The sequence below is a fragment of the Desulfonauticus autotrophicus genome, from assembly GCF_055381725.1.
The window spans coordinates 1,403,393-1,427,269 of the sequence record NZ_AP042395.1 but is presented as its reverse complement, the minus strand read 5'-3'; the positions used below and the strand labels follow the sequence as shown (position 1 = coordinate 1,427,269).

The window sequence follows — 23,877 nt, the reverse complement described above, 5'->3', positions numbered from 1 at the left end:
AAAATGAGAAGGTATGTTTATGTACTTTGTTTAGTTTTAATGTTTTTCTTGCAGATAAATGGTTTTGCTGAACAGATTACTATTTTGGATATGGTGGGAAGAAAAATAACTATTCCTAGAGAAGTTAAGAAGGTTGTGCCTATTTCGGCTTCTTTGCGTTATATTGTTTATCTAGATGCTTTGGATTTAGTTGCAGGAGTAGAAGGGTTAGAAAAGAGGGAGGTAATGAAAGATAATCCGGCTGTGGGTAAGGTCTATTGGTTAGCAATGAAGGATAAAATAAAAGGATTACCAGTAGTTGGAGAAGGTGGTCCTGGTAAATTGCCTGATCTGGAAAAGCTATTGGAGATAAAGCCTGATTTAGTAATTACTTTTGAAAAAGAAAATGCAGAAATTATACAAAGTAAGACAGGAATTCCTGTAGCAGTTATTAAATATATAGGAACTAAAGGAGTTGATGTAAATAATTTAATAAATAGTTTAGAGTTTTTAGGTAAGATTTTAAATAGAGAAAAAAGGGCCAGAGAATTAAATCAATATATTTTAGAAACTATAGCAGACTTAAGTAATAGGACAAAAGGAGTAAAAAGGGCTTCTATTTATGTTGGAGGAATTAGTGCTAGAGGTATTCATGGACTTACTAGCTCTGAGGGCTATTATCCTCCTTTGCAATGGATAAATGCTCATAATGTAGTTGATGAAACAAAAATCAAAGGCCATGTTTTTCTGGATAAAGAAAAAATTTTGTTGTGGAATCCGGAATATTTGTTTTTGGATGCAGCAGGAATGCCGATTATTCAAAAGGATTATGTAAAAAATAGGCCTTTTTATCAAAAATTAAAAGCAGTTCAATATAAGAAAGTTTATTCTTTATTTCCATATAATTTTTATAGGACAAACTTTGAAACGCTTTTAGCAAATGCTTATTTTATAGGTAAGGTTATTTATCCAGAGAGATTTCTAGATGTAGAGCCAGAACAAAAAGCAAGAGAAATATTTTGTAAGTTTGTAGGTAGAGATGTTTTTTCTGATTTGAAAAAAACTTATAGGGGATTTGAACGTGTCCATTTTGAATAGTAAGCAGATTTTATACAATAGTTCTTTGATTAAAGAGTATACACAAAAAATAAATTTAAAAATAATATTGGGTTTTTTTTTGATTCTTTTATTAATAGCTATTTTTTTTATCTCTATAGCCTTTGGTTCTATAAAAATGAGTTTAGAAGAGGTTATTAATGCCCTTTTAAGAAATTCAGAATATTCATATGTTCTTTGGAATATAAGGATAACTAGAGCTATTGGAGGGATTTTAACCGGGGCAGCTCTAGGAGTCTCTGGAGTTGTAATGCAAAAGGTACTTAAAAATCCTTTAGCCTCTCCTTTTACTTTGGGAGTGTCTCATGGAGCAGCTTTTGGAGCAGCTTTTGCCATTATTGTGCTTGGGGCAGGTAAGTCGCACTCTTTTGGCTCTGAAGCTGTAACTATATTTAATAACTATCCAGTGGTTATTTTTGCCTTTTTAGGAGCTTTAACCAGCATTGCCATTATTTTATTTTTATCCTGTTTCAAGGGAGCTTCTCCCGAGTCAATTGTTTTAGCTGGGGTTGCTTTGAGTAGCCTTTTTGGTTCTGCTACCATGTTTTTGCAATATTTTGCTGATGATTTTCAGGTTGCAGCTACTGTTTTTTGGACTTTTGGAGATATAGGAAAGGCAGGGTGGTTGGAAAATAAAATTATTTTTATTACTTTTTTGGTAGGTATAACCTATTTTTATCTTAATAGGTGGAACTTTAATGTTTTGTTTTGGGGAGATGAAATTGCTAAAAGCTTGGGAGTTAATATAAAAATCTTACGACTTATAAGTATGTTTTTGAGTGCATTAGTTGTTTCAGTATGTATTTCTTTTTTAGGAATAATTGGGTTTGTAGGTTTAATATCTCCTCATATTATAAGATTTTTGATAGGTGATGACTGTAGGTTTTTAATCCCTTATTCAGCCCTTATGGGAGCATTTTTACTCTGTCTTTCCGATTTTATTGCCAGAACTATTTTATCTCCAGTAGTTTTACCCGTTGGAATAATAACTTCTTTTGCAGGCGCCCCAATGTTTTTTTACCTTTTAATAAAAAGGAGAAGGTTCTAAATGCTTGAAATAAGTAATATATGTGCTGGATATGGGAATAAGATATCTATTAAAAATATAAGTTTGCGTTTTAATAAAGGTAATGTGTATGCTATTTTAGGACCAAATGGTTCTGGAAAATCTACTTTGTTAAAAACTATAGATAAAATTATAAAACCTAAGGAGGGAGTAATTTATATCAAAAAAGAAGATGTTCAAAATCTATCAAGAAAAAAGTTAGCTAAAAATATTGCTTATTTACCTCAAAAAAACAGTACATCAGCTTCTAGTACTGTTTTTGAGACTATTTTGTTGGGTAGAAAGCCTTATATCATTTTTGAACCAAGACAAGAAGATTTAAAATTAGTAGAAAATATAATTTATATATTTGGTTTAAAATATTTTTCGTTTAGAAATGTAGGTGAATTAAGTGGTGGTGAATTGCAAAAGGTGCTTATTGCCAGGGCACTGGCTCAGCAACCAAAGATTTTGCTTCTTGATGAACCAATAAATCATCTTGACCCCAAAAATCAAATAGAAATATTAAAAGTCTTAAAAAAAATTACTTCAGAATTGGGTATTATAACTATCATAGTTTTGCATGATTTAAACTTAGCCTTTAAATTTGCAGACTACTTTATTTTTATGAAACAAGGTAAAATATATGCTAAAGGTGATTTAAGTTCTATTGAAGATAAGATTATAAAAGAGGTATATGATATTAGAGTTAAAATTTTAAATGTAGGAAGAAGTAAGCTTTTGGTTATAGATGAATAGTTTTTGGGTTTAATTAAATTATATTTTTAAATTTTATTGTGTTGTAAGTTATAAATGAGAAATTGGTTGTGAATAAATATAGATTTTATTTATTGTTATATTTGCTTTTTGAAAGGGCTAAATCAAGCCCACTGCTTGGAGGAGAAGTTTTTTTCTGGGGTGGTCAGGTGTTTAAATTTTCCCCTGGCCAGGTTGCCTAGGTGAAGTGGGCCCAATTGGATTCTAACCAGTTTTAGAACTGTTAAGTCCAGGTCTCTACACATTCTGCGAATCTGTCTATTTAACCCCTGGGTTATGGTCAGTTCTATTTCCCAGTGAGTGTTTGCTGTTTTTAGGACCTTTACTTGCGCGGGCAGGACCTTTTCTCCTTCTTTTAAGGTCATTCCCTTTTGCATTATTTTAATTTTTTCAGCAATATTTTCGCCTCTTACTTTTACCACATAGGTTTTAGGTATCTTGTATTTGGGGTGAGTTAGGCGATAGCAAAGCTCTCCATCTGTGGTCAAAAGTAACAAGCCTTCAGAAAAGTAGTCCAGCCGCCCCACAGGAAAGGGGCGTTGCTTTTTAAGATGCTCAGGTAAAAGGTTTAAGACGCATTTTGTCCCTTTTCATCTTTGGCTGAAGTGATGACTTCAATGGGTTTATTTAACATTAAATAAATATTTTCCTCAGAGTAGGAAAGGAGTTTTCCCTTTATGCTGACTTTGTCCCTTTTGGGGTCTACCTGTAAATAGGGTTCAGTAACTATTTGATTGTTTACTTTTACTTCTCCAGCAAAGATGAGTTCATCAGCTTTTCGCCTGGAGGTATAACCTGTATGGGCAATGAATTTATTTAAGCGCATTATTTTCCCTTGGATAGAGTTTTAGATAGAGGTCTCCTTGCCATTTTCCCAGCTTTCTTCCCAGGCCCTTAAGTCTTATTTTTTGACCTGGAACATAGTTGGGAGGGATGGTAATTTCAATGACCTTTTTCTCTTTTAGTTTGTTGTGAATGTTGATTTTTACCTTACTGCCTGGTTTTAGCTCACTTACGCTTAAGTTGAGCTCTTCTTCTGAATCCAGCTGTTTTTTTAGCCAAAAGGAACTTAATTCTTTTAGCTTTTGCCAGTTAAAAAGAGTGGCTAAAGAAAAGTGAGGCTGCTTTTGTGCTTTTACCTTGCGAAAAATGTCTTCAAATACCTTGCGAGCAAAGGGGTCGTTCAAGATATCCTTTAGAATTTCTTCCTGGGTGGTATAAAATTTTTCTCTATATTTTCCACTTTGGTAATTGGCTTGAGTGGATTGCTGGAAGTTTTGGGCCTTGGTTTTGTGCTGAGTTTGAGTTTGCTGAGTTTGGGTTTTAGTCTGCTGGGTATAGAGGTGGTAATTGTTTTTTAAGTACACATAGGCCTGATTTAGTTGCTGGAACTTAACTGTAGCCAAGGGGTCCTGAGGGTTTAGGTCTGGATGATAGCGAAAAGCAAGCTTACGATAGGCAAGTTTTATCTCTTTAAGACTTGCTCCAGGTTTTAGACCCAAAAGAGAAAAATAGTTTTCAGCCTTCATTGTTTAATAAGTCAGCTACCTTTAAAGCAGTAGGACCATCTTTTTCTTGGCAGATTAAATTGTTTTTTTGCAAATAGTAAAGGCCAATTTTTTTAAATTCTGCAAAGGATATCTGGGGATTTATGCCCGGGCAATATTCTTTGGCCAGGGAAAAGGCAGATTCATCTACTAGATTGCCCCGAAAATAGGGCCAGGCTGCACACACTTTGGGTTTTACAGGATGAATGAGACAGCCCTTTTTAGGAGCAAAGAAGAGGCAAAAGTTGTTTTTGACTTTAAGGTGGGCTTTATCTTGTACTTTGTGGATACAGGAATGTTGAAATTCTTCCAGGGAAAGTTCAAGAAAAGCAGCTATTTTCTCTTGCTCTTCTAAGGTTACAACAATGCCTCCCTTTCCTTCACAACATTGTCCACAGCGTTGACACTCAAAAGCTATTTCTTCCAACAGTCTGTTCTCCTTTTAGATTTTCTTAGCCTTTACTTGGCGGCTGGAATCCATTAACCACCTCTTCTAAAGCTAAAGCAAAGGAGAGAAGATGTTTAGACTGACCCCCAGGGAAGCTTTGGAATTATGGACAGAAGAGGACTTTTTTCTTTTGGGGCAAAGGGCGCACGCCTTTCGCTTTAAACTTCACCCAGAGCCCATAGTCACTTATATAGTGGACCGCAACATAAATTATACCAATGTTTGCGTTTCTGGCTGTAAGTTTTGCGCTTTTTATTGTGCTCCAGAAAAACAAGGTGGTTATGTCCTTAGTTTTGAAGAGCTAGGTAGAAAGGTAGAAGAGACCGTCTCTTTGGGAGGATATCAGATTCTCCTGCAAGGTGGAATGCATCCAGATTTGGATTTATCCTTTTATGAAAAGATGCTTAGATTTTTGAAACAAAACTTTCCCCAGGTAGCAGTGCATGGCTTTTCTCCTCCAGAGATTATTTTTTGGGCTGAAAAGGAAAATTTATCCCTGAAAGAAGTAATCAGCAGACTTATAGCTGCTGGCCTTGATTCCATTCCAGGTGGGGGGGCAGAAATTTTAGTGGATAGAGTAAGAGAGCGGATTTCTCCCCGAAAGTATTCTTCGGCTAAGTGGCTGGAAGTTATGGAAACCGCTCACAATCTGGGTTTAAAAACCACAGCAACCATGATGTTTGGACATGTTGAGAGTATTGAGGATAGGATTGAACATTTAAATAAGTTAAGAGAGTTACAGGATAAAACAGGAGGCTTTACTGCTTTTATCCCCTGGACCTTTCAACCCAGAAACACCCAGATTAAAGTGGAAGAAGTTTCTTCAGTGGAATATTTGCGTTTTTTGGCTTTAAGCAGGTTATTTCTGGATAATATCCCCAACCTTCAGGCTTCCTGGGTAACTCAAGGGCCAAAGGTGGGACAGGTTGCCTTGTTTTGGGGAGCCAATGACTTTGGCTCCACCATGATAGAAGAAAATGTGGTTAAAGCCACTGGCGTATCCTTTCGCTTGCCTGAAAAAGAGCTCAGGCGCTTAATTAAACAGGCAGGCTTTGAGCCCAAACGGCGTAAAATGGATTATTCCTTACTAGAATAAGAGGTTTAAAATGGAAAAATTACCTAGAGAAGAAGTTAATTTAAGATTGCAGAGATTAAGATTGCTCTGGCAAGAGTTGGATTTTGCCGGTGAAGGTATTTTTATTTTTTCTAGAACCCTTATTTACTACTTTACAGGTACCTGGGTAAATGGAGTGCTTTTTATTCCCCAGGCCGGAGAACCCATTTTAATGGTAAGAAAAGGGCTGGAAAGGGCCTTAAAGGAAAGCTCGGTTTTGAATATTCTGGCCTTTCGTTCTTATGGACAGGTGGAAGGGATTTTAAAAGATTTTGGCTATACTTTAAAGGTCGCAGGCGTAGAAAAGCGCTTTTTGACCTGGGAACTGGCAGAATTATTTCAAAGCAAGGTAAAAATAGAAACTTTGGTCGCTGCAGATTACTTACTGGCCAGAACCAGGGCAGTAAAAACTGGATATGAACTGGAAAGGTTGCAACGGGCAGGAAGCAGGCATCATAAGGGACTGTATGAACTTTTACCTGCCAGAATAAAGCCTGGTTTTTCAGAGTACGAGATTGCTAAGAAGGTCTGGGAAGTGTTTTTTGAACTGGGCCATGCCGGGCTTATGCGCATGCAGGGTTTTGGCGAGGAGATTTTTTTAGGGCATATTTCAGCAGGTGATAGTGGTAATTACAACTCTTCCTTTAATGGGCCCTTAGGTCTGCGAGGCGTCCACCCTGCTACTCCTCAAATGGGTTCTTTAGAAAAAATCTGGCAAAAAGATGAAGTTCTTAGTGTGGATGTGGGGTTTTGTTTTCAGGGCTATCACACGGATAAAACTCAAATCTATTATCCCAAAGAATGGGCCAGGCCCAAAGTAGTGGATATAGCTCAAGGTTTTTGTGAAGAAATACAGGAAATGGCCAGAGAAAAGTTAAAGCCTGGCGTACTGCCAGAGGAAATATATGTACAAGCCCTGGAGCTGGCTCAAAAAAGAGGCTTAGAAGAAGGATTTATGGGCTTAGGTGGTAATAAAGTTCCTTTTCTGGGGCATGGAATTGGACTTTTTATAGATGAGTATCCTCCTCTGGCCAGGAAAATAATTGATCCCTTAGAAGAAAATATGGTGATTGCCCTGGAACCCAAGTATGGCCTGCGAGGAATTGGCATGGTGGGAGTGGAAAATACCTTTGTGGTAACTAAAGATGGGGGAAAGTGCCTTACTGGTGATACTTATTCCCCTATTTTAATTTAAAAAATTAAATCTAGAAGGGAGGCATTGGAATGGAGGAAAACAAGATAATTTTGGGTAGTAAGGATTTGCCCAGAGCCTGGTACAACTTGCTGGCTGAAATTGGAGAGGAAATGGCTCCACCTCTACATCCAGTTACTAAAAAGCCAGTGGAAGAGAAGGACCTGGCCCCAATTTTTCCCAAGGCTTTAATTGAGCAGGAAATGAGTAAAGAGCCATGGATAGAGATTCCAGAGGAAGTATTAAATATTTATCAACTTTGGCGCCCAACTCCTTTAAAAAGGGCTAGAAATCTGGAAAAGTATTTAAAAACTCCAGCCAGAATTTACTACAAGGACGAAAGTGTAAGCCCAGCTGGAAGTCACAAGCCCAATACAGCCATAGCTCAGGCTTATTATAATAAGCAGGCAGGCATAACCAGATTGGCGACAGAAACAGGTGCAGGCCAGTGGGGTAGTGCCTTGTCTTTGGCCTGTAATTTTTTTGGCCTTAAATGTACTGTGTATATGGTGAAAATCAGTTTTGAACAAAAACCCTTTCGCAAGTCTTTAATGCAAATCTGGGGAGGAGAAGTTTTTGCGTCTCCTTCTTCCCGTACAGAAGCTGGGAAGCGTATTTTAGCAGAAAATCCTGAAACTAACGGTAGCCTGGGTATTGCCATTTCTGAAGCTGTCGAAGATGCTGCTACTAATGAGGACACTAATTATGCCCTGGGCAGTGTGCTTAATCATGTAATTTTGCACCAGAGTATTATTGGGCTGGAAACGGCTAAGCAACTGGAGTTGATTGAAGAAAAACCTGATATTTTAATTGGTTGTGTGGGTGGAGGCAGTAATTTTGGTGGTTTTGTAGCTCCCTTTGCAGGCGAAATGCTTCGAGGAGAAAAGGAATACAAGCTCATAGCAGTAGAGCCAGCTTCTTGTCCCACTTTAACCAAAGGAACTTATACCTATGATTTTGGAGATACAGTGGGACTTACTCCTCTGCTTTTAATGCATACTCTGGGACATAAGTATGAGCCACCAGGGATTCATGCTGGAGGTTTGCGTTATCATGGAGATGCTCCTATTGTTAGCCATTTGGTACATAAAAAGTTGGTTACACCAGTAGCTTATCCTCAGACCAAATGCTTTGAGGCTGCCCATCTTTTTGCCCAGACTGAAGGAGTTATTCCTGCTCCAGAGACCAGTCATGCCATTCGGGCTGCTATAGACGAAGCTTTAAAGTGTAAGGAAAGAGGCGAAGAAAAAAGCATAGTCTTTTGTTTTAGTGGACATGGGCATTTTGACCTAAAGGCTTATGATGACTTTTTAACCGGAAAACTGCAGGACTATTTGTATCCAGAAGAGAAGATTAAAGAAGCTTTACAATTTGTGCCTAAAGTCTAGACAATTAGACATAAAAAAAGCCCTCCTAATTAAAGGAGGGCTTTTTATTAGCAGCAATTATTTGCTTTTAGCCAGCAAAGGCCTTTTCAAAATTGGGAACAACCTGTTTCTTACGGCTCATAACTCCATCCAACCAAACAGAGCGACCTTCAGGAGCCTTGCCAAAAGCCTTTTCTACTACAGAAGGATCATCAGAAACGATGAGAAGCTCAGTACCTTCTTTCATGATGTCTGTTAACATCAAAAAGATGGAGTGGCTGCCTTTTTCTTCTTTAACCTTTTTCATTTCTTCATAAAGAGCGTCTTTTACAGGATCTAAAATGGAAAGGTCTACTACTTCTAGCTGACCAATACCCACTTTGTTGCCACTCATGTCAAAATCTTTATAGTCACGGAAAAGAAGGTCTCTAATGGGAGTGCCTTCTACAGCAGATTTGACCTTAAACATTTCCATGCCTAAGGCTTTCAGGTCATCTACACCTGCAATTTTAGCCAGAGCTTCAGCAGCTTCTTTGTCTTTTTCAGTGCAGGTAGCAGATTTAAAGATAACAGTATCACTTAAAATGGCGCAGAGCATGATTCCAGCAATATTTTTGGGAATTTCTACGCCAAAAAAGTCGTACATATACTTAATCACAGTACAGGTACAACCAACAGGCCAGATCCAGCATTCTAAAGGATTGGGAGTAGTTACATCACCTAATTTGTGGTGATCTACAATACCCAAGATTTCACCTTCAGCCAAATCGTCCAAACTCTGAGCCAGGTCAGAGTGGTCAACCAAGATAAGTTGCTTATCTTTGGCAGAAGAAATGATTTCAGGAGCGTCTACACCAAATTTTTCCAAAACAAACTTACTTTCAGGATTGAGCTCGCCTTGCATTGCAGGCTTAGCCTCTACACCCAACTTGCTCTTAAGATCAGCAACAGCAATAGCTGCACAGACAGAGTCTGTATCAGGATTCTTGTGCCCGTAAACATAAACAGCCATGGAACAACCTCCTCATTTTTTTTGCTTTTTAAAAACGCTTGTTAAAAATAGCACAAACTCTAACCTTTGCCAAGAAAAAAATGAAGTGTTTTAAAGGTAAAAAAGTGAGTCATTGAGCTTAAAAGAGAATGTTCAGGCTTGTGAAGTTTTAGACTTTTTGGGTTTAAAAAAATTTTGCACAAAGATTAACTTCTGGGTCGCTCTGGGTACAAAAAGTGAAAAAAGTTTTTCTAATTAATTTCCCAGCAGCAGAAGATTGGGAGAAGTCAGGGGATTTAGAGTAAGGATGTGGGGTAGTATTTTTTCTATTTCCTCTAAAGAGTTAGCTTTTTTTAGCTGGGAATAAAGGGATAAGCCAAAGTCAAAGTTGGCGCAAAAGTAAGTTGTCCATTTGTAAAAGAGCCTTAAAGCCCGTACTGGTTCAAAAAAATTTTGCAAATAGGTGAGCATCTTTTGCGCTACTTCCAGGTAGGTCTTTTTAGTGGGAGTAAAGTTGTGGCAAAGTTCAGCAAAAATAAAGGGCCTGGCAGCAGCAATTCTACCTAAGGCTACACCTGCACAACCAGTTTTCAGGATGTTTTTTAAGTCTTTTGGGTTAAACACATTGCCATTGCCAAAAACAGGTATGCTTACACTGGCTTGCACCACTTCTATGTATTCCCAGCGAGGGGGTCTATTGCGACGATCTGGAAACTTTCTGGGATGGAAGATTAAAAAATCTGCTCCACTTTGTTCAAAGGATTGGGCAAGTTCTTTAACTTTGGCCGTGCTTGCCTCCTGGGGCAAGCGAAACTTTACACTTAGGGGAATGGTTAAGTGTTTTTTGAGAAGGGAAATGATTTTACTGGCCAAAAGGGGCTCTTCCAGTAAGTAGGCCCCGCTTTGTTTTTTATAGATATTAGCAACACTACAGCCAAAATTTAAATCCACCCCAAAAAAACCAAGTTCTTCAATGCGTTTGGCAGCTGCTAGCATTTCCTGAGGGTTATTGCCTACAATCTGGCAGGTTAAAAAGGGAAGTTCTTCTGGGAGAAATTTAAAATAGGGAGAATTACGAGGGTTTTCACTGGGTATGGCCCTAGCACTGCACATTTCTGTAAAAAGTAACCCACAACCACCGTATTCCTGAATGAGTTTGCGCAAAGCCAGATGAGTTAAGCCCACCATGGGAGCCAGGATTAATCTGGTGGGTAAAACTTTGTCTCCAATTTTTAAGGGTGTAGTTAAAAGTTTTTGTACTGTATCCATTTTGGAATGGGTCTTGATTAATTAGGGGTTAAAGGAGATTGGCCATGCAAATTTTTCCTACTTTGTTTTTTGCCTTACCTGCAGAAGAAGTTAAAAATAATCTGGTTAGGGGTGATTTTGCGTCTCTCTTAAAGCAAGAGGAGACAAAGGTAAATCCTTTAGTTTCCACTGGCCAAACTGGAAAAACTGTCCAGCCAGAGACTTCTTTTGCTCGCAAACTGGAACAGGTCCAGGATAAGCTGGAAGATAAGATAAGTGAGGAAGAATTTTCCCAGGTAGAAAGTTTGCTTCAACAAAAGGGAGTAAGCAAAGAAAAAATTTCTCTTTTAAAGAAAAAAGTGGAGAAGCAAGAACTTACCTGGAAGGAGCTTTTACTGGGACTAAACTTGTGGGTGCCTTCTAAGATTTTGCCCCAGTTAAAGTTGTCCACCTCTGAAAAACAAGAGCTTTTAACTTTTTTACAAAAAATTAAATTTACTCCTAAAGAAGCAGAAAATCTGCTCACTTCTTTGAGCCAGGAACAGACAAAGCTGGAGCACTTTTTCCAGAAGGTATTGAAGCAAATAGATAGTTTGCCTGAAGATAGCAAGGTAGAGCTCAACCTGAAAGAACTTAAAGCCTTGAGCAAGCTTGCTGGAGGACACTTTGAAGTTAAAAAGGTAGCCAATTTTGTAGGAGAAAACTCTGTTTCTGCACTTAAAAACTTACTTTTAAGCTTAAGTGAGGAAGCAGGTAAGCTTTTAAAGGCAAATCCAGATTGGGAAGGGTTAAGCGCAGAACAGAAAAGTATGTTAAAAAATATTTTAGCTTTGCTAGAAGCCAAAGATAAGCCTGTTAGCCAAAAAAGTGAAAGTTTTATTAAAGCTAAAACAGAAGAGGGCAAAGTAAAAGGCATGGAAGAAAATGATACTAAAACTAAAAATTTGAACCTGGAAAAACAAGATGTAAAAGCTAAAACTAAAGGTGCAGCTGAAGTAAGTGAAAGTAAAAAGGATAATGAATTTAATTCTAAAGGTGAGGAAAATCAAAAAGATTTAACTGAAACTAAAAAAAATAAAAAAATTCTGGAATATAAAGGTGAAGATAAAGATAAGGGAAAGCTGGAATTTTCTAAAGTGGAATTGGTAAACTCCAATGTTAACCTAAAAGACAGTTTGGTAGATAAATTAAGTGTTAATAATAAAATTTCCAGACAGGTCTGGAATCAGGTGGAGCAAGCAGTCTGGCAAAATATAAGTAAGAACAATACGAGAATGGTTTTGCGTTTGAATCCTCCTGACCTGGGAAAGGTGGGAATGGTTTTGCAGATGAATAAAGGGGAAGTGAGTTTGCTACTTAAAAGCAATAATGAGGAAGTGGGACAGGTTTTACAGCATAATTTGCATAGTTTGAAAGCTCATCTGGAGCAAGAAGGTTTTAGGGTGCAAAAGATGGAGGTAAAGACCCAACTGGAGCAGGAAAATTTTGCCAGTTTTGAACACGGTCAGCAGTTTACAAATCATAACTTTGAACAACAAAAAAACTTTGAGACCAGTATAGGCCTGGCCAGGCTGAGATATTTCTTCTCTTCTGGCCAGGAAATTCAGGCTAAGAACCTGGAAGAACCTTCTGGTTTAAACAACAAGCTTAGTCTTTTTGCCTAAAGGAGCAGGGATATGAGTCAGGTAAGTAGTTTATTGGGGCAATACGAAAGGGAATTAGAAGCTGCCAACTACAAAGCCACTGGCAACAATAGTGCCCTGGATAAGGACGCTTTTTTAAGACTTTTAGTTACGCAGTTAGAAAATCAAGACCCTTTAAACCCCATGGATGATAAAGAGTTTATTGCCCAGTTAGCGCAATTTTCCAGTTTGGAGCAAATGAATAACATTGCTGAAGGCATAAATAATCTGGTCTCCTTAAATCAACAGGATAGAATGCTTGGGGCTGTAGGCTTTATTGGTAAAGAAGTAGTAGCTGCAGGAGATACCTTAAGTAAAGAAGAAGAAAGTATTTCCAAGATTTACTATAGTCTGGAAGATACAGCTAAAGAGGTTTATGTAAATATTTTTGATAGCTTTGGAAATATTATCTATTCTACGAGCCTTGGTTCCAGGCAGCCTGGAGAATATCAATTTACCTGGGATGGCAAGGACTTTACAGGTAAGGAAGCTGCCAATGGAGTTTATAGTGTAACTTTTGCAGCTGAAGGAGTGAATGGAAATCCTGTTTTAGTGGATACAGAAGTAAGTGGTAAAGTTTCAGGGATACAAAATACAGGTAGTGGAACTTTACTAAGGCTTGAAGATGGTAGGGTTATTGATTTTAACAATGTAAAGGAAATAGTTTCAGAAAATTAACCCTGGTTTTTTATAGGAGGTAATATATGGGACTTTCAGCATCTTTATATTCAGGTACCAGTGGACTTAAGGTCCATGGTGAAGGCATGAGTGTTGTGGGCAATAATATTGCCAATGTAAGTACGGTGGGCTTTAAAGCTTCTCGTATTTACTTTGAGGATGCCCTAAGCCAGGAAATTACTGTAGCCAATGGCGTGGGACAGGTGGGTAGAGGCGCTGCTGTAGGCGCCATTTACGGAGACTTTTCTCAAGGCTCCTTAGAAACCACCTCAGAATCCACTGATCTGGCTATTGGGGGCAATGGTTTTTTTATTGTTTCCCCCAAGGGAGAAGAGGTTGAATACTATACCAGGGCAGGAAACTTTCGCTTTGATGAAGATGGATATCTGGTAGACCCGCATGGTTATGTAGTGCAGGGTTGGGTAGTTCAACAAGAAGATGAGACTCAAGTAGCCACTTCAACTACTACCGCTCAAGAATCCACAGGAGTTAGAACTGTAGGAACGCCTACTGATATTCGTCTGGAAAACTTTCAATCTCCTCCTCAGGAAACAACAACTGTTTCCATGGTGGTGAACCTGGACTCCAGGAGTGAAGATAATTCTACTAGTACTACGGATCCTTTTTTTGCCATGTTTGATCAGTGGGATGCAACTCAGGATACTCCTTTAGGAGATACAGCCTATGCCTATCAAAGTACTATCAGGGTATATGATGAAAACGGAACTTCCCATGACCTTACTGTTTATTTTGACCCAGTGGAAGACAATATAACCAATACAGGCGGAGAGAGATATTGGGAATACATGGTGGCAGTAAATCCCAATGAAGATAACAGGAGCTTCTGGAGTTCAGGAGATACTAAAAGAGGGGTGTTAATGATTGGTACCCTTACCTTTAATTCAGCTGGAGAATTAGCTGATATGACTGCTTTTACTATTAATGGGACTCCTCCAGCAGGATATGATTATAATGATTTAGAAACATGGGAACCAGCAGCCTTTTCTCAAAATGGTTATCCCATTTTTACTCCTAATTTTTTAGGTAATACCAATGCTGACTATACTTCAGACACTAACGCCTTAAATATAGAGCTTAATTTTGGATTAAGAAATAGAGACTTTACTGATAATGGAATTGGTCCTGGATGGACAGGTTCTTCAGATCAAGCTTCTGATATTGGCACTACCATAACTAATTTAGATTCTTTTAATGATGCTGAGCGCAGTGCCCTGTCTGTAACCAACTACAGTACTGGCTCTACTACCATTTACCAGTCTCAGGATGGTTATACTGCTGGTTTTTTACAAAACATTACTGTGGACAGGGATGGAGTTATTACAGGTAGATATTCCAATGGACAGATTTTAGAATTATATGCGTTGACTTTGGCTGACTTTAACAATCGCTATGGCCTTAGAAGAGAGGGTGGCAATCTTTTTGCTGAGACCAGGCAGTCTGGACCACCTTTAACTGGCCTGGCTGGAACTGGAGGCAAAGGTACCATTGCTTCCAACTCTTTAGAGCAGTCCAATGTGGATTTGGCCACTGAGTTTGTTAAGATGATAACTGTGGAAAAGGGTTTTCAGGCCAATAGTAAAACTATTACTACTACGGATAATATGTTAAGTGTGTTAATCCAAATTAAGCGGTAGTCCCTAAATTACCTTCTGTTTATATGCTTTTTAGGGAAGTCAGTAATTGCTGGCTTCCCTAAAAACTTTTTCTCACAAATACTCCAATAGTATCTTCAATGTGCCTGGCAATGTTGAGCACTTCATCCGGGGGAATTTTTTGAATAACCTTGTTTTCTTTGGTATCAATCAGGTTTACCTGCACTACCTTTTGTTCGTTTTGCACTCTAAACTTGAGAGGGATTTCCTGCGCTTCCAGGTATTGGTTGAGGGATTGAGTTAAATCTTTGAGTTTGCTCAAGTCTTTTAGTTCTAGTTTTTGAGTTTGCTCTCTGTTTTTTACTTTATGCTCCTCTAAGTTAGAGATGTTCATTTTTGTTTGAGAACTAATTCCTTCTATGCGCATGGCTCTACTCCTTTTTAGGTTCATTCTTTTTATCGTCTTTTTGGCTAAAAACTTAAGGGATATTTTTGGTATTATTTTTGAATAAGTTTAACCAAAGTCATTTAAGGAGGAAAAAATGTCTTTGGTCGTTAATCACAACTTAATGGCAATGAATGCTGCCAGAAACCTCTCTACTGCTTACGGCAGGCTGGGGGTTTCTACCAGAAGGCTTTCTTCTGGTCTTAGGGTAGGTACAGCTGCGGATGACGCTGCTGGGCTGGCGATTCGTGAGCTTATGCGAGCAGATATTGCTTCTTTGAACCAGGGTATTCGTAATGCCAATGATGCCATCTCCCTTATCCAGACTGCTGATGGTGCCCTGCAGGTAATAGATGAAAAGCTCATTCGTATGAAAGAACTGGCAGAGCAGGCAGCCACCGGTACCTATACTTCTGACCAGCGCTTGATTATTGACTCTGAGTATCAGGCCATGGCTTCAGAAATTACCCGAATTGCCAATGCCACAGACTTTAATGGCATTTATCTCTTAAATGGAAACCTCTCAACAAGTGCGGTTAACCCTGCTGACTGGGGAAGTAGCCACAATGGTTCTGGCTTAACTCCCACAGGTCCCTTAAAGATTCACTTTGGTACAGGTAATGATTCTGCAGAAGACTATTACTACATTGCCATTCAAACCGCCACAGCCTCTGCCTTTGGCCTGGGTAATGCTGCTGCTAGTGGTGCTGCTGGTTATACCATTTCCACCCAAAGTGCTGCTCAAGCTGCGTTAAATCAGATTAATGAAGCCATTGTTTCCAAGGATAAGATTAGGGCTGCTCTGGGAGCACTGCAAAATCGTCTGGAGAACACCATTACCAACTTACAGATTCAGGCGGAGAACCTGCAGGCTGCAGAATCTCGTATCTCTGATGTAGATGTAGCTACAGAAATGACTGAGTTTGTCCGCAATCAGATTCTCACCCAATCTGCAGTAGCCATGCTGGCTCAAGCCAATAGTTTGCCCAGAATGGCCATGCAACTTATAGGTGGTGGAGCTTAGTTTTAAAAATTAGTCAAAAAAATGACCAAAGGCTTGTAGCAAAGGGAGCTTAAATGAATTTTAAGCTCCCTGAAAAACTTTGGTCAGGAATCACCTGTAAGTATTAAGATTTATTTTTGAGATTTAGTTCTTTTTGCAAGAAAAAAAGGGCTTTCTTGGCTGCTTGTTGTTCTGCCTTTTTTATGCTGGGAGCCTGGGCAAAGAATTCTGGAAATTTTTTGGAGGGAAGGGTGAGTTTTACTTTAAAGGTTTTGGCATGATCAGGCCCGAAACTATCCACTAAAGTATAGATAGGTCTATCTCCAAATCTATCTTGAGTTAATTCCTGTAAAAGGGTTTTGTAGTCCTTTTTTTCTTCTAGCTCTTCAACTTTTTTAGGCCAGAAAGGTTTTAGCAAGTAGGCAACTATTTTTTGGGTCAGAAAAAAGTCCTGGCTATCTAAATAGATTGCACCAAGAATGGCTTCTAAAGTGTCTGCCAGGATGCTTTCCCGTTTTCTTCCGCCTTGTTGTTCTTCTCCTTTACCCAACCTTATAAATTGTCCCAGTTTAATTTTATGAGCAACTCTGGCTAGACTTTTTTCATTAACCAAAAAAGCTCTAGCTTTAGTAAGCTTACCTTCTTCTGCTTGAGGAAAAGAAAGGTAGAGCAGATGAGATACAGCCAATTCCAATACTGCATCTCCTAAAAATTCCAGGCGTTCATTATCTTCAGTTTTGCTTTCATTGGCATAAGAAGTGTGGGTTAAGGCCTGCTCTAATAACTGAGAATTACGAAAAGGATAGTTTAGGTATTCTTCCAGTTCGCTTAAATTGGATTTGTGTTTTTTCATTTTTTAGTTTAAGCACTCCTTATTAGATAGAGATAGATTTTTCATATTGTTATTTGAAGTAAAATTCAATATTCCTTTTACCTTTAAATTTTATCCTCTCACCAGGTTGGTGCTTGGAGGATGGATAAGTTCTTTTTATTAGGAAACTAAAGTAAACACGTGAAGGAGGCACAAACATGGTAAGTCTCTATATTGGCTCTACTTCTGGGTATTCTGGTAAAAACTTAATTACCATGAGTTTAGCTCTTTATTTTCAGAAAGAAGGCTATAAAGTGGGATATATGAAACCAGTGGGAGCTATGCCCAAGAAAGTTGGCGACAAGCTGGGAGACGAAGACGCTCTATTTATGCAAGAAATTCTGGGGCTTTCAGAAGATCCAGAGAAACTTACTCCAGTGGTGGTAGACCATGACTTCAAAATCCAGGCTTTTAGCGGTAAATGTGAAAATCTGTTGCAAAAAATAAAGGAAGCTTATGCTTTGCTTAGCAAAGACAAGGATATTATGCTGGTATCTGGCTCTGGAAGTATGTATTCTGGAAGGTATTGTAATGTAGATGGCGTAAACCTGGTGAAAGAGCTGGATTGCAAATCCATTGTAATTGATCGCTATGACAAAGAACTCAATTACGACTATCTGGCAGTATTAAAAGATGAATTAAAGGACAGGCTTATTGGGTGTGTGTTAAATGATATTCCACCTTCTTTTAATGAAGAGCTAAATAAAATGATAGTTCCCTTTCTGGAGAGTAAAGGGGTAAAGGTTTTGGGTATTATTCCCAGGGATCCCTTGATGGGAGCTATTAAGATAAGTGACCTGGCCAAGAGACTGGGTGGTCGGATTATTGTTGCCAATGAAAAGGCAGACAAGGTCGTAGAAAACTTTTTAATTGGCACCATGCAGGTGGAAAACTTTATGACCCACTTTAAGAAAAATCCCAAGGCAGCAGTAATCGTGGGTGGTGACCGTTCAGATGTACAGTTGGTAGCTCTGGAAGGAAATTGTCAGTGTTTGGTTCTTACTGGAAATCTATATCCCAACGACATTATTATGACCAGGGCAGAAGTTCTGGGAGTGCCTATTATTTTGGTTCGAGACGATACTTATGCAGTGGCTCAAAAAATGGATGCTATTTTGTCCAGGGTAAAGCTAAGAGATGTTATTAAGGTACAACATGGGACCAAATTGGTAAGCTCTTTACTGGATTTTGATTACATTAAAAAGCAACTTGGTCTATAAAAGAAAAGAAGTAAAAGTTTTGGGCAAAGTAAAGGAGAAGAAGAACCTAGTTCTTTTTCTCCTTTTTTATTTTTTCTGCTGCTTGTTTGGCTAGAAAATCGCAGCGTTCATTTTCTGGGTGTTGGTTGTGTCCCTTAATCCAGTGGAAGGTAATTTGGTGCTTTTCTAATAAAGGCAAAAGTCTCTGCCACAGGTCCTGGTTTTTTACAGGTTTTTTGGCGGAATTTTTCCAGTTGTTTTTTTGCCACTTTTCCAGCCAGCCCTCATTTAAAGCTTTGGCCACATATTGAGAATCTGTGAACACTTCCACTTCACAGGTGGTTTTCAGGGCCTCCAGGCCTGTGATTACTGCCTCTAGTTCCATCCTATTGTTGGTCGTGTGAGGATGACCCCGGGAAATTTCCTTTTCTTTATCCTTATAACGCAAAATAACCCCTATGCCGCCAGGGCCAGGGTTGCCCAGAGAGCAGCCATCTGTGTACAGATAGACTTTGGGAAGTTTAGCCAAGGTGCTCTACCTTTTTTTGAATTAAAACCAGGGCAGAGATAAGTCCTTCAGGCCAGTTGTTGTTTTCAAAATAGGGCTGAAAGTGTTTTTCTTGTAGATAACGGATAAAGTCCAGTCCCACTGCTTTTTCCAGAAGAGGAGGAAAACGCACGATAACTTCTTTTTTGCTGGGGGCAAGGCCAATAAATAAGGTTCGTTTATCCAGTTTGGGAATGTAGATGTGTTCGTAGGTAATTTTTAGCCGTAATTTAAGTCCATAGTTTTTTCCAGGTAATGGGCAAAGTTATAAATAACTTTTTTTCTTCAGTACTGAGAGTTTTGGTCTGGTCCCAGAGGGATTGTTTGTTTTTTATTTTGGACAGAGAATATTCATAGTTTTTCCAGAATAAAAAAGCTGCTCCTCCAAAAATAAAGGCCAGCAATACTCCTTTGACTATGGGCCTAAAGGTGTTTTTATGAGACATAATTAACTCTTTAATACTTCCAAGGGGCTTATGTTTACAGCTGTCTTGGCTGGCTTAAAGGAAAAGCCAATCCCAATTGCCAGGGCACTAACCAAAGATAAGCTAAAAGTTTTTAAAGAAAATTGCAATGGTATGAGATTGAGTTTGTTTAAAAGCAAACCCAACCCATAGCCCAATCCCAGGCCTAACAGCCCACCCCAGAGGCAAAGCAAAAGGGCTTCTAAGAGCACCTGGGCTAGAATAAGCTCTTTGGGATAACCTAGAGCTAGTTTGAGGCCTATTTCCTTTTCCTTTCTTCTATGTTGAGGTAAAAAAGATTGGCCAGGACAAAGCCGCCTATAATGCTGGTAATACAGGCTGTAAGGCCTAAAAAAAGGACCAGTCCACCTTTGAGCATGGAGAGAAATTTTAAAATATCCTGGGCTGTTAAGATGGTAAAATCATTGGGCTCCTCAGGACGAAGCTTGTGGGTATAACGCAGTAAGCTTTCCAGGTTTTGCGCATAAAATTGCATGTTTTCAGGAAAAAGGAATTTAAGTCTTAGAGCGCGGTAATAGGTTCTGTTTAAGTTAAACCGCTTGGTAAGGGTGGTAAGGGGCATGATGAGGCGTTTGTTTATGTCTCCACTGCCTCCAGAAAAATCTCTTTCACTTAAAACTCCAACTACTTGCAGGGGAAGATTTTGCACAAAAAGGGTTTTGCCTAAGGGGTTGGAATCTGGAAAGAAAAAACGAGCTAAATTGGCCCCGATTAGGGCAACTCTCTTGGCCCTTTTATAGTCGTCTTCGTTGAGGTCTCGTCCCTCACTTAAAGGCCAGTTCCAGGAATCAGCATAATGGGCGGTGGAGCCTATTACTGCGTTTACTTGCATGTTTTTATCCTTGTAACGCACCTGGATGTTATGAATAGCCCGCATGGGCACTGCCAGATAGACTCCTGGCAAATGTTCTTTTATGGCCTTTAGGTCCTGTAAACTTAAAGTATAGCGGCGTTGTCCCAGGGCCCTGGAGTAAATATCACCTCCCAAGACAAATACTGCATCTGGCCCAAACCAGTTTACAATCTGTACGGCCTTTTTCTGGGCTCCATCAATGGAAGAGATAACTATGCTGATGGAAGAGATACCAAAGGCAATGGCCATAAGCACAAAAAAAGTACGCAACTTATAGGCTAAAAGGGATTTTTGACCCAGCCAGAAGAGAAAGGAAATTTTTTTTAGCCACAGGTTAAGCATATTAAAAGGATAGATTTTCTTGTTATCTATTTGGTTAACTTTTGACTGACAATTTGCCCGTCTTCTAAAATAATACTTTGCCTGGCAAAGCCAGCTACTTTGGGATCATGGGTCACTAAAATTATGGTTTTACCCTGGTCGTTTATCTTTTGAAAAATGTTTAAAATCTCTTCGCCAGTGCGAGAGTCTAATTGTCCAGTGGGTTCGTCAGCCAGAATTATCTCTGGTTCGTTAATCAGGGCCCGGGCAATGGCTACGCGTTGTTGTTGTCCGCCAGATAATTGAGCAGGTTTAAAGTGTAATCTATCCTGAAGGTTTAAAAGGGCCAGTAAGTCCCTGGCTTTTTTTTGGCTTTGTTTGCTGTTTTTGTTGTACAGGGTGGGGATAAGTACATTTTCCAGGGCAGTTAGATAGGGAATGAGAAAAAAGTGTTGAAAAACAAAGCCCAGTTGCTGGTTGCGAATTTGGCTAATCCTTTCTTCACTGAGTTTAGTCACCTCTTCTCCTTTAAAGAAATAACTGCCAGAAGTGGGGCTATCTAAAAGTCCCAGGATGGAAAGAAGGGTGGATTTGCCAGAACCAGAAGTTCCTTGCAGAGAAATAAAATCCCCTTTTTGTACGGTTAAATCAATTCCCTTTAGAACTTCTATTTCCACTTCTCCTTGTTTAAAGACCTTTCTTAGGTTTTGGGTTTCTATTAAGTTCATAGGGAAAACTTACTGAGCAGACTTACTCTGGCCCAGGACCACCTCAGTGGCCACCAGGTCACCTTTTTCTAAGCCTGTAATTACTTCACTATAATTAAAGCCTCTTAAGCCCAGGGTGGGAGAAAGGGGTTTAAACTCTTTGCCAATTTTTTTAAAGACCACTTCTTTTCCTTTAACCCACTTGAGAGCCTGGTTGGGAATCCTGAGGACATCTTGTTTTTCAGCGATTTCTATTTGGCAGTGAGTGGTCATTTCTGGTCTTAGATATTTAGTCTGGGCTAAGGTGAGGGGCACGAGAGCAAGATAGTAAACAATGTTGTCCCTGATTTCAGGTTCTGGATAAATGGTTTTAATCTTGCCCTCAAAGGTTTGTTGGGGAAAGGCATCCACCCAAAAGCTTACCTTCTGACCTGGTTTTACCTGCCCCACATCTGTTTCATCTATGTAGATGCGCATTTCCAGTTTGCTAGGGTCTAAAATGGTAATAAGATTGGCTACCTGTAATCCTGCGACTATGGTTTCTCCCTTTTGAGCAGTGACCTGGCTTACATAACCCGTAAGAGGGCTTTTAATTTCCCGAAAACTCTTTTCCACTAAGAGTTCTTTTAAATTGGCCTGCTCTGCTTTTAGGTTTTCTTTTAATTTTTTCTGGGTGTAAAAAAATTCTTTTTCCAGTTCTTCCTTGGCCAAACGGTTGGCTTCCAATTCCTCTTTTTTGCTTTTAAGGTTTTTTACATATTCTTCTAGCTCAACCTGGGCTACCAGGTGTTGCTTAAAAAGACTCTGGTACCTTTGAACTTGTTTTGCCCAAAAATCCACTTCTGCCTGGAGCCTGGCAATATCTTTTTCCTTTTGGGCTATTTTTAAGGGATAGGTGTGCTTGAGATTGGCCAACTCTAACTCCAGGGCTTTGATTTTGGCCTTACTATTTTGAATTTGGGCCTTGATTTTTCTTTGGTCTATAAGGGCAATGATGTCTCCCTTTTTGACCAGATCTCCTACCTGGACCTTCATTTCAGTAATAAGGCCTGTGGCCTGGGCGCCTATTTTGACGATTCCACCTACCTGCGATTTAATTATGCCAGTTACTTGCAGGATTTGTTTTACGCTGCCCCTTTCCACCTGAGCGGTGGATAAGACCTGGATTTTGTTGGAAGATTGGGGCCAGAAAATATAACTGGCCCCTAAAATCAGAACAACAGAGATAAAAAGTAAAATTATTTTTTTCATTTAGTTAGGCTTCTTCTATCCATTGTTTTAAAGGATTTTCAATGAGGCTACGAATTTCTTCCAGGCGTTTTTCTGATTCTGCTTCAAAGCGCAAGACCAATACAGGCTGGGTATTGGAAGCTCTCAGCAATCCCCAGCCGTCTGGAAAAACAATTCGCACTCCATCTACATCAATAACTTCATACTGGTCTTTAAAATAGGTAAGGGCCTTTTGTACGACCTTAAACTTTTTTTCTTCTGGGCAATCCAGGCGAATTTCAGGAGTGGTAATGGTTTTAGGCCAATCTCCCAGATAGGAGCTTAGTTTTTTTCTGGATTCTGGCTAACTATTTTGACCAGCCTGTAGGCTGCATAAATGGCATCATCAAAACCAAAATAACGATCAGCAAAAAACATATGCCCGCTCATTTCTCCAGCTAAAAGGGCGCGCTCTTCTTTCATTTTGGCCTTAATTAAGGAATGCCCTGTTTTCCACATAATGGGCCTGCCCCCGTGTTTTTCAATGTCCTGATATAAAAGGTGAGAGCACTTTACTTCCCCAATAATGGTTGCACCTGGCTTTTCCTTAAGTAGTTCGCGGGCAAATATGGCTAGTAATTTATCTCCGTAAATGATGTCTCCCTTTTCATCCACTACTCCAATGCGATCAGCATCTCCGTCCAAACCTATGCCCAGGTGACAATGTTCTTCTCTAACTTTTTGCCTCAGGTCTTTGATATTTTCCAGCACGGTGGGGTCAGGATGGTGGTTGGGAAAATTGCCATCTGGCTCACAATAAAGATCTATCACTTCAGCTCCAGCCTTTCTTAAAATTTCTGCGCACACTTTTCCGCCAGTTCCATTGCCGCCATCAACCACCACTTTGACTGGATGGGCAAACTTTCCCTGGTTGACGATGTGGCTAATATAAGAGGGCACAATGTCTAGCTCAGTAGCCATTCCTTTGTAGTTGGGAAGAATAAATTCTCCACTTTTCATGATTTGATAAATTTTTTGAATTTCCTCCGTGTGGATAGTGGAATCACCAGCCCAGACTTTAAAGCCATTGAATTCTGGTGGATTGTGGCTGGCTGTAATCATTATGCCAGCCTGGAAATTGAGCGTTCTGGCTGCAAAGTAAAAAAGTGGAGTGGAGACCATATTTAAAAAGATTACATCCATTCCTGTCTCTGTAAGCCCTTCGATGATACATTGCTGGTAAAGAGGAGAAGTATGGCGACAGTCATGGCCTACTACGGCCCGTTTTATACCCTGTTGGCGAAAATAAGTACCACAGGCAAGCCCAAGGGTCTTTACCCATTCTGGGTCAAAGTCCACATCCACAATGCCTCTAATGTCATAAGCCCTAAAAACTTCTGCCTTTATTTCTTTCATCTCTTAAACTCCTTTTTTTAGGTC

26 protein-coding genes and 1 pseudogene are annotated in these 23,877 nt (G+C 39.4%); 11 read left to right on the top strand and 16 right to left on the bottom strand.

What is annotated here, in order from left to right:
• Positions 1–3 precede the first annotated feature (3 nt).
• From ACZ42F_RS08150 to ACZ42F_RS08140, 3 genes are read left to right on the top strand one after another with little or no spacing between them, the layout of a single operon-like run.
• Complete coding sequence (locus ACZ42F_RS08150) at positions 4–1,077, top strand: iron ABC transporter substrate-binding protein (RefSeq protein ID WP_464278599.1); 1,074 nt, start codon at positions 4–6, stop codon at positions 1,075–1,077.
• Positions 1,061–2,143: a FecCD family ABC transporter permease gene (locus ACZ42F_RS08145; protein WP_464278598.1), complete on the top strand. Its 1,083-nt coding sequence runs from the start codon at positions 1,061–1,063 to the stop codon at positions 2,141–2,143. Before ACZ42F_RS08150 ends, ACZ42F_RS08145 begins: the two co-directional genes overlap by 17 nt.
• Positions 2,144–2,899, top strand: coding sequence for an ABC transporter ATP-binding protein (locus ACZ42F_RS08140; RefSeq protein WP_464278597.1), 756 nt, complete (start codon positions 2,144–2,146; stop codon positions 2,897–2,899).
• A gap of 122 nt (positions 2,900–3,021) precedes the next feature.
• Here ACZ42F_RS08140 and ACZ42F_RS08135 read toward each other — a convergent pair whose 3' ends face one another.
• From ACZ42F_RS08135 to ACZ42F_RS08120, 4 genes are read right to left on the bottom strand one after another with little or no spacing between them, the layout of a single operon-like run.
• Positions 3,022–3,444, bottom strand: a complete 423-nt coding sequence (locus tag ACZ42F_RS08135) for a pseudouridine synthase (RefSeq protein ID WP_464278596.1) — start codon at positions 3,442–3,444, stop codon at positions 3,022–3,024.
• A 41-nt stretch (positions 3,445–3,485) separates the two neighbouring features.
• Positions 3,486–3,743, bottom strand: coding sequence for a S4 domain-containing protein (locus ACZ42F_RS08130; RefSeq protein ID WP_464278595.1), 258 nt, complete (start codon positions 3,741–3,743; stop codon positions 3,486–3,488).
• Positions 3,730–4,446: a DnaJ domain-containing protein gene (locus ACZ42F_RS08125; protein ID WP_464278594.1), complete on the bottom strand. Its 717-nt coding sequence runs from the start codon at positions 4,444–4,446 to the stop codon at positions 3,730–3,732. Before ACZ42F_RS08125 ends, ACZ42F_RS08130 begins: the two co-directional genes overlap by 14 nt.
• Positions 4,436–4,891, bottom strand: coding sequence for a YkgJ family cysteine cluster protein (locus ACZ42F_RS08120; protein WP_029965501.1), 456 nt, complete (start codon positions 4,889–4,891; stop codon positions 4,436–4,438). Before ACZ42F_RS08120 ends, ACZ42F_RS08125 begins: the two co-directional genes overlap by 11 nt.
• Before the next feature lie 91 nt (positions 4,892–4,982).
• Between ACZ42F_RS08120 and mqnC the strand changes: the two genes are divergently transcribed.
• The 3 genes from mqnC to ACZ42F_RS08105 are packed head-to-tail and all read left to right on the top strand — an operon-like array spanning position 4,983 to position 8,606.
• On the top strand, positions 4,983–6,008 hold the full coding sequence (gene mqnC, locus ACZ42F_RS08115; protein ID WP_464278593.1) for a cyclic dehypoxanthinyl futalosine synthase: 1,026 nt from the start codon (positions 4,983–4,985) through the stop codon (positions 6,006–6,008).
• Between the two features lie 10 nt (positions 6,009–6,018).
• Entirely contained in the window at positions 6,019–7,221 is a 1,203-nt protein-coding gene (locus tag ACZ42F_RS08110) for a M24 family metallopeptidase (protein ID WP_464278592.1), read from the top strand.
• Positions 7,222–7,250: 29 nt separating this feature from the next.
• The gene (locus ACZ42F_RS08105) at positions 7,251–8,606 is read left to right on the top strand and encodes a TrpB-like pyridoxal phosphate-dependent enzyme (RefSeq protein WP_464278591.1); all 1,356 of its coding nucleotides are present in this window, start codon (positions 7,251–7,253) and stop codon (positions 8,604–8,606) included.
• A 67-nt stretch (positions 8,607–8,673) separates the two neighbouring features.
• On the opposite strand, the gene ACZ42F_RS08100 is transcribed toward ACZ42F_RS08105, so the two are convergent.
• Together ACZ42F_RS08100 and ACZ42F_RS08095 are read right to left on the bottom strand one after the other, a co-directional pair.
• Complete coding sequence (locus ACZ42F_RS08100) at positions 8,674–9,597, bottom strand: manganese-dependent inorganic pyrophosphatase (RefSeq protein ID WP_464278590.1); 924 nt, start codon at positions 9,595–9,597, stop codon at positions 8,674–8,676.
• 234 nt (positions 9,598–9,831) lie between these two features.
• On the bottom strand, positions 9,832–10,845 hold the full coding sequence (locus ACZ42F_RS08095) for a tRNA dihydrouridine synthase (RefSeq protein WP_464278589.1): 1,014 nt from the start codon (positions 10,843–10,845) through the stop codon (positions 9,832–9,834).
• Between the two features lie 44 nt (positions 10,846–10,889).
• Between ACZ42F_RS08095 and ACZ42F_RS08090 the strand changes: the two genes are divergently transcribed.
• Genes ACZ42F_RS08090 through ACZ42F_RS08080 form a run of 3 tightly spaced genes read left to right on the top strand, consistent with a single transcriptional unit; the run spans position 10,890 to position 14,839 of the window.
• The gene (locus ACZ42F_RS08090; RefSeq protein ID WP_464278588.1) at positions 10,890–12,488 is read left to right on the top strand and encodes a flagellar hook-length control protein FliK; all 1,599 of its coding nucleotides are present in this window, start codon (positions 10,890–10,892) and stop codon (positions 12,486–12,488) included.
• 12 nt (positions 12,489–12,500) lie between these two features.
• Complete coding sequence (locus ACZ42F_RS08085; RefSeq protein WP_464278587.1) at positions 12,501–13,184, top strand: flagellar hook assembly protein FlgD; 684 nt, start codon at positions 12,501–12,503, stop codon at positions 13,182–13,184.
• A 26-nt stretch (positions 13,185–13,210) separates the two neighbouring features.
• The gene (locus tag ACZ42F_RS08080; RefSeq protein ID WP_464278586.1) at positions 13,211–14,839 is read left to right on the top strand and encodes a flagellar hook protein FlgE; all 1,629 of its coding nucleotides are present in this window, start codon (positions 13,211–13,213) and stop codon (positions 14,837–14,839) included.
• Between the two features lie 58 nt (positions 14,840–14,897).
• Here ACZ42F_RS08080 and ACZ42F_RS08075 read toward each other — a convergent pair whose 3' ends face one another.
• A complete protein-coding gene (locus tag ACZ42F_RS08075; protein ID WP_029965515.1) occupies positions 14,898–15,224 on the bottom strand; it encodes a flagellar protein FlaG in 327 nt (108 codons plus the stop codon).
• 115 nt (positions 15,225–15,339) lie between these two features.
• On the opposite strand from ACZ42F_RS08075, the gene ACZ42F_RS08070 reads away from it, so the two are divergent.
• On the top strand, positions 15,340–16,266 hold the full coding sequence (locus tag ACZ42F_RS08070) for a flagellin N-terminal helical domain-containing protein (RefSeq protein ID WP_464278585.1): 927 nt from the start codon (positions 15,340–15,342) through the stop codon (positions 16,264–16,266).
• A 103-nt stretch (positions 16,267–16,369) separates the two neighbouring features.
• Here ACZ42F_RS08070 and rnc read toward each other — a convergent pair whose 3' ends face one another.
• The gene (gene rnc, locus ACZ42F_RS08065) at positions 16,370–17,098 is read right to left on the bottom strand and encodes a ribonuclease III (RefSeq protein ID WP_464278584.1); all 729 of its coding nucleotides are present in this window, start codon (positions 17,096–17,098) and stop codon (positions 16,370–16,372) included.
• A 176-nt stretch (positions 17,099–17,274) separates the two neighbouring features.
• On the opposite strand from rnc, the gene ACZ42F_RS08060 reads away from it, so the two are divergent.
• The gene (locus tag ACZ42F_RS08060; protein WP_464278583.1) at positions 17,275–18,336 is read left to right on the top strand and encodes a phosphotransacetylase family protein; all 1,062 of its coding nucleotides are present in this window, start codon (positions 17,275–17,277) and stop codon (positions 18,334–18,336) included.
• 46 nt (positions 18,337–18,382) lie between these two features.
• On the opposite strand, the gene rnhA is transcribed toward ACZ42F_RS08060, so the two are convergent.
• From rnhA to ACZ42F_RS08020, 8 genes and pseudogenes are all read right to left on the bottom strand, one after another.
• Positions 18,383–18,844, bottom strand: coding sequence for a ribonuclease HI (rnhA, locus tag ACZ42F_RS08055; RefSeq protein WP_464278582.1), 462 nt, complete (start codon positions 18,842–18,844; stop codon positions 18,383–18,385).
• Positions 18,837–18,995, bottom strand: coding sequence for a hypothetical protein (locus tag ACZ42F_RS08050; protein WP_464278581.1), 159 nt, complete (start codon positions 18,993–18,995; stop codon positions 18,837–18,839). The genes rnhA and ACZ42F_RS08050 overlap by 8 nt, the downstream gene beginning before the upstream one ends.
• A gap of 97 nt (positions 18,996–19,092) precedes the next feature.
• Positions 19,093–19,308, bottom strand: coding sequence for a hypothetical protein (locus ACZ42F_RS08045; RefSeq protein ID WP_464278580.1), 216 nt, complete (start codon positions 19,306–19,308; stop codon positions 19,093–19,095).
• A 2-nt stretch (positions 19,309–19,310) separates the two neighbouring features.
• Positions 19,311–19,550, bottom strand: coding sequence for an FtsX-like permease family protein (locus ACZ42F_RS08040; RefSeq protein WP_464280233.1), 240 nt, complete (start codon positions 19,548–19,550; stop codon positions 19,311–19,313).
• A 35-nt stretch (positions 19,551–19,585) separates the two neighbouring features.
• Entirely contained in the window at positions 19,586–20,542 is a 957-nt protein-coding gene (locus ACZ42F_RS08035; protein ID WP_464278579.1) for an ABC transporter permease, read from the bottom strand.
• Positions 20,543–20,568: 26 nt separating this feature from the next.
• A complete protein-coding gene (locus ACZ42F_RS08030; RefSeq protein WP_029969893.1) occupies positions 20,569–21,249 on the bottom strand; it encodes an ABC transporter ATP-binding protein in 681 nt (226 codons plus the stop codon).
• Between the two features lie 9 nt (positions 21,250–21,258).
• Positions 21,259–22,479, bottom strand: a complete 1,221-nt coding sequence (locus ACZ42F_RS08025) for an HlyD family secretion protein (protein ID WP_464278578.1) — start codon at positions 22,477–22,479, stop codon at positions 21,259–21,261.
• Positions 22,480–22,483: 4 nt separating this feature from the next.
• Positions 22,484–23,853, bottom strand: a pseudogene (locus ACZ42F_RS08020) (phosphomannomutase/phosphoglucomutase).
• Between the last annotated feature and the right edge of the window lie 24 nt (positions 23,854–23,877).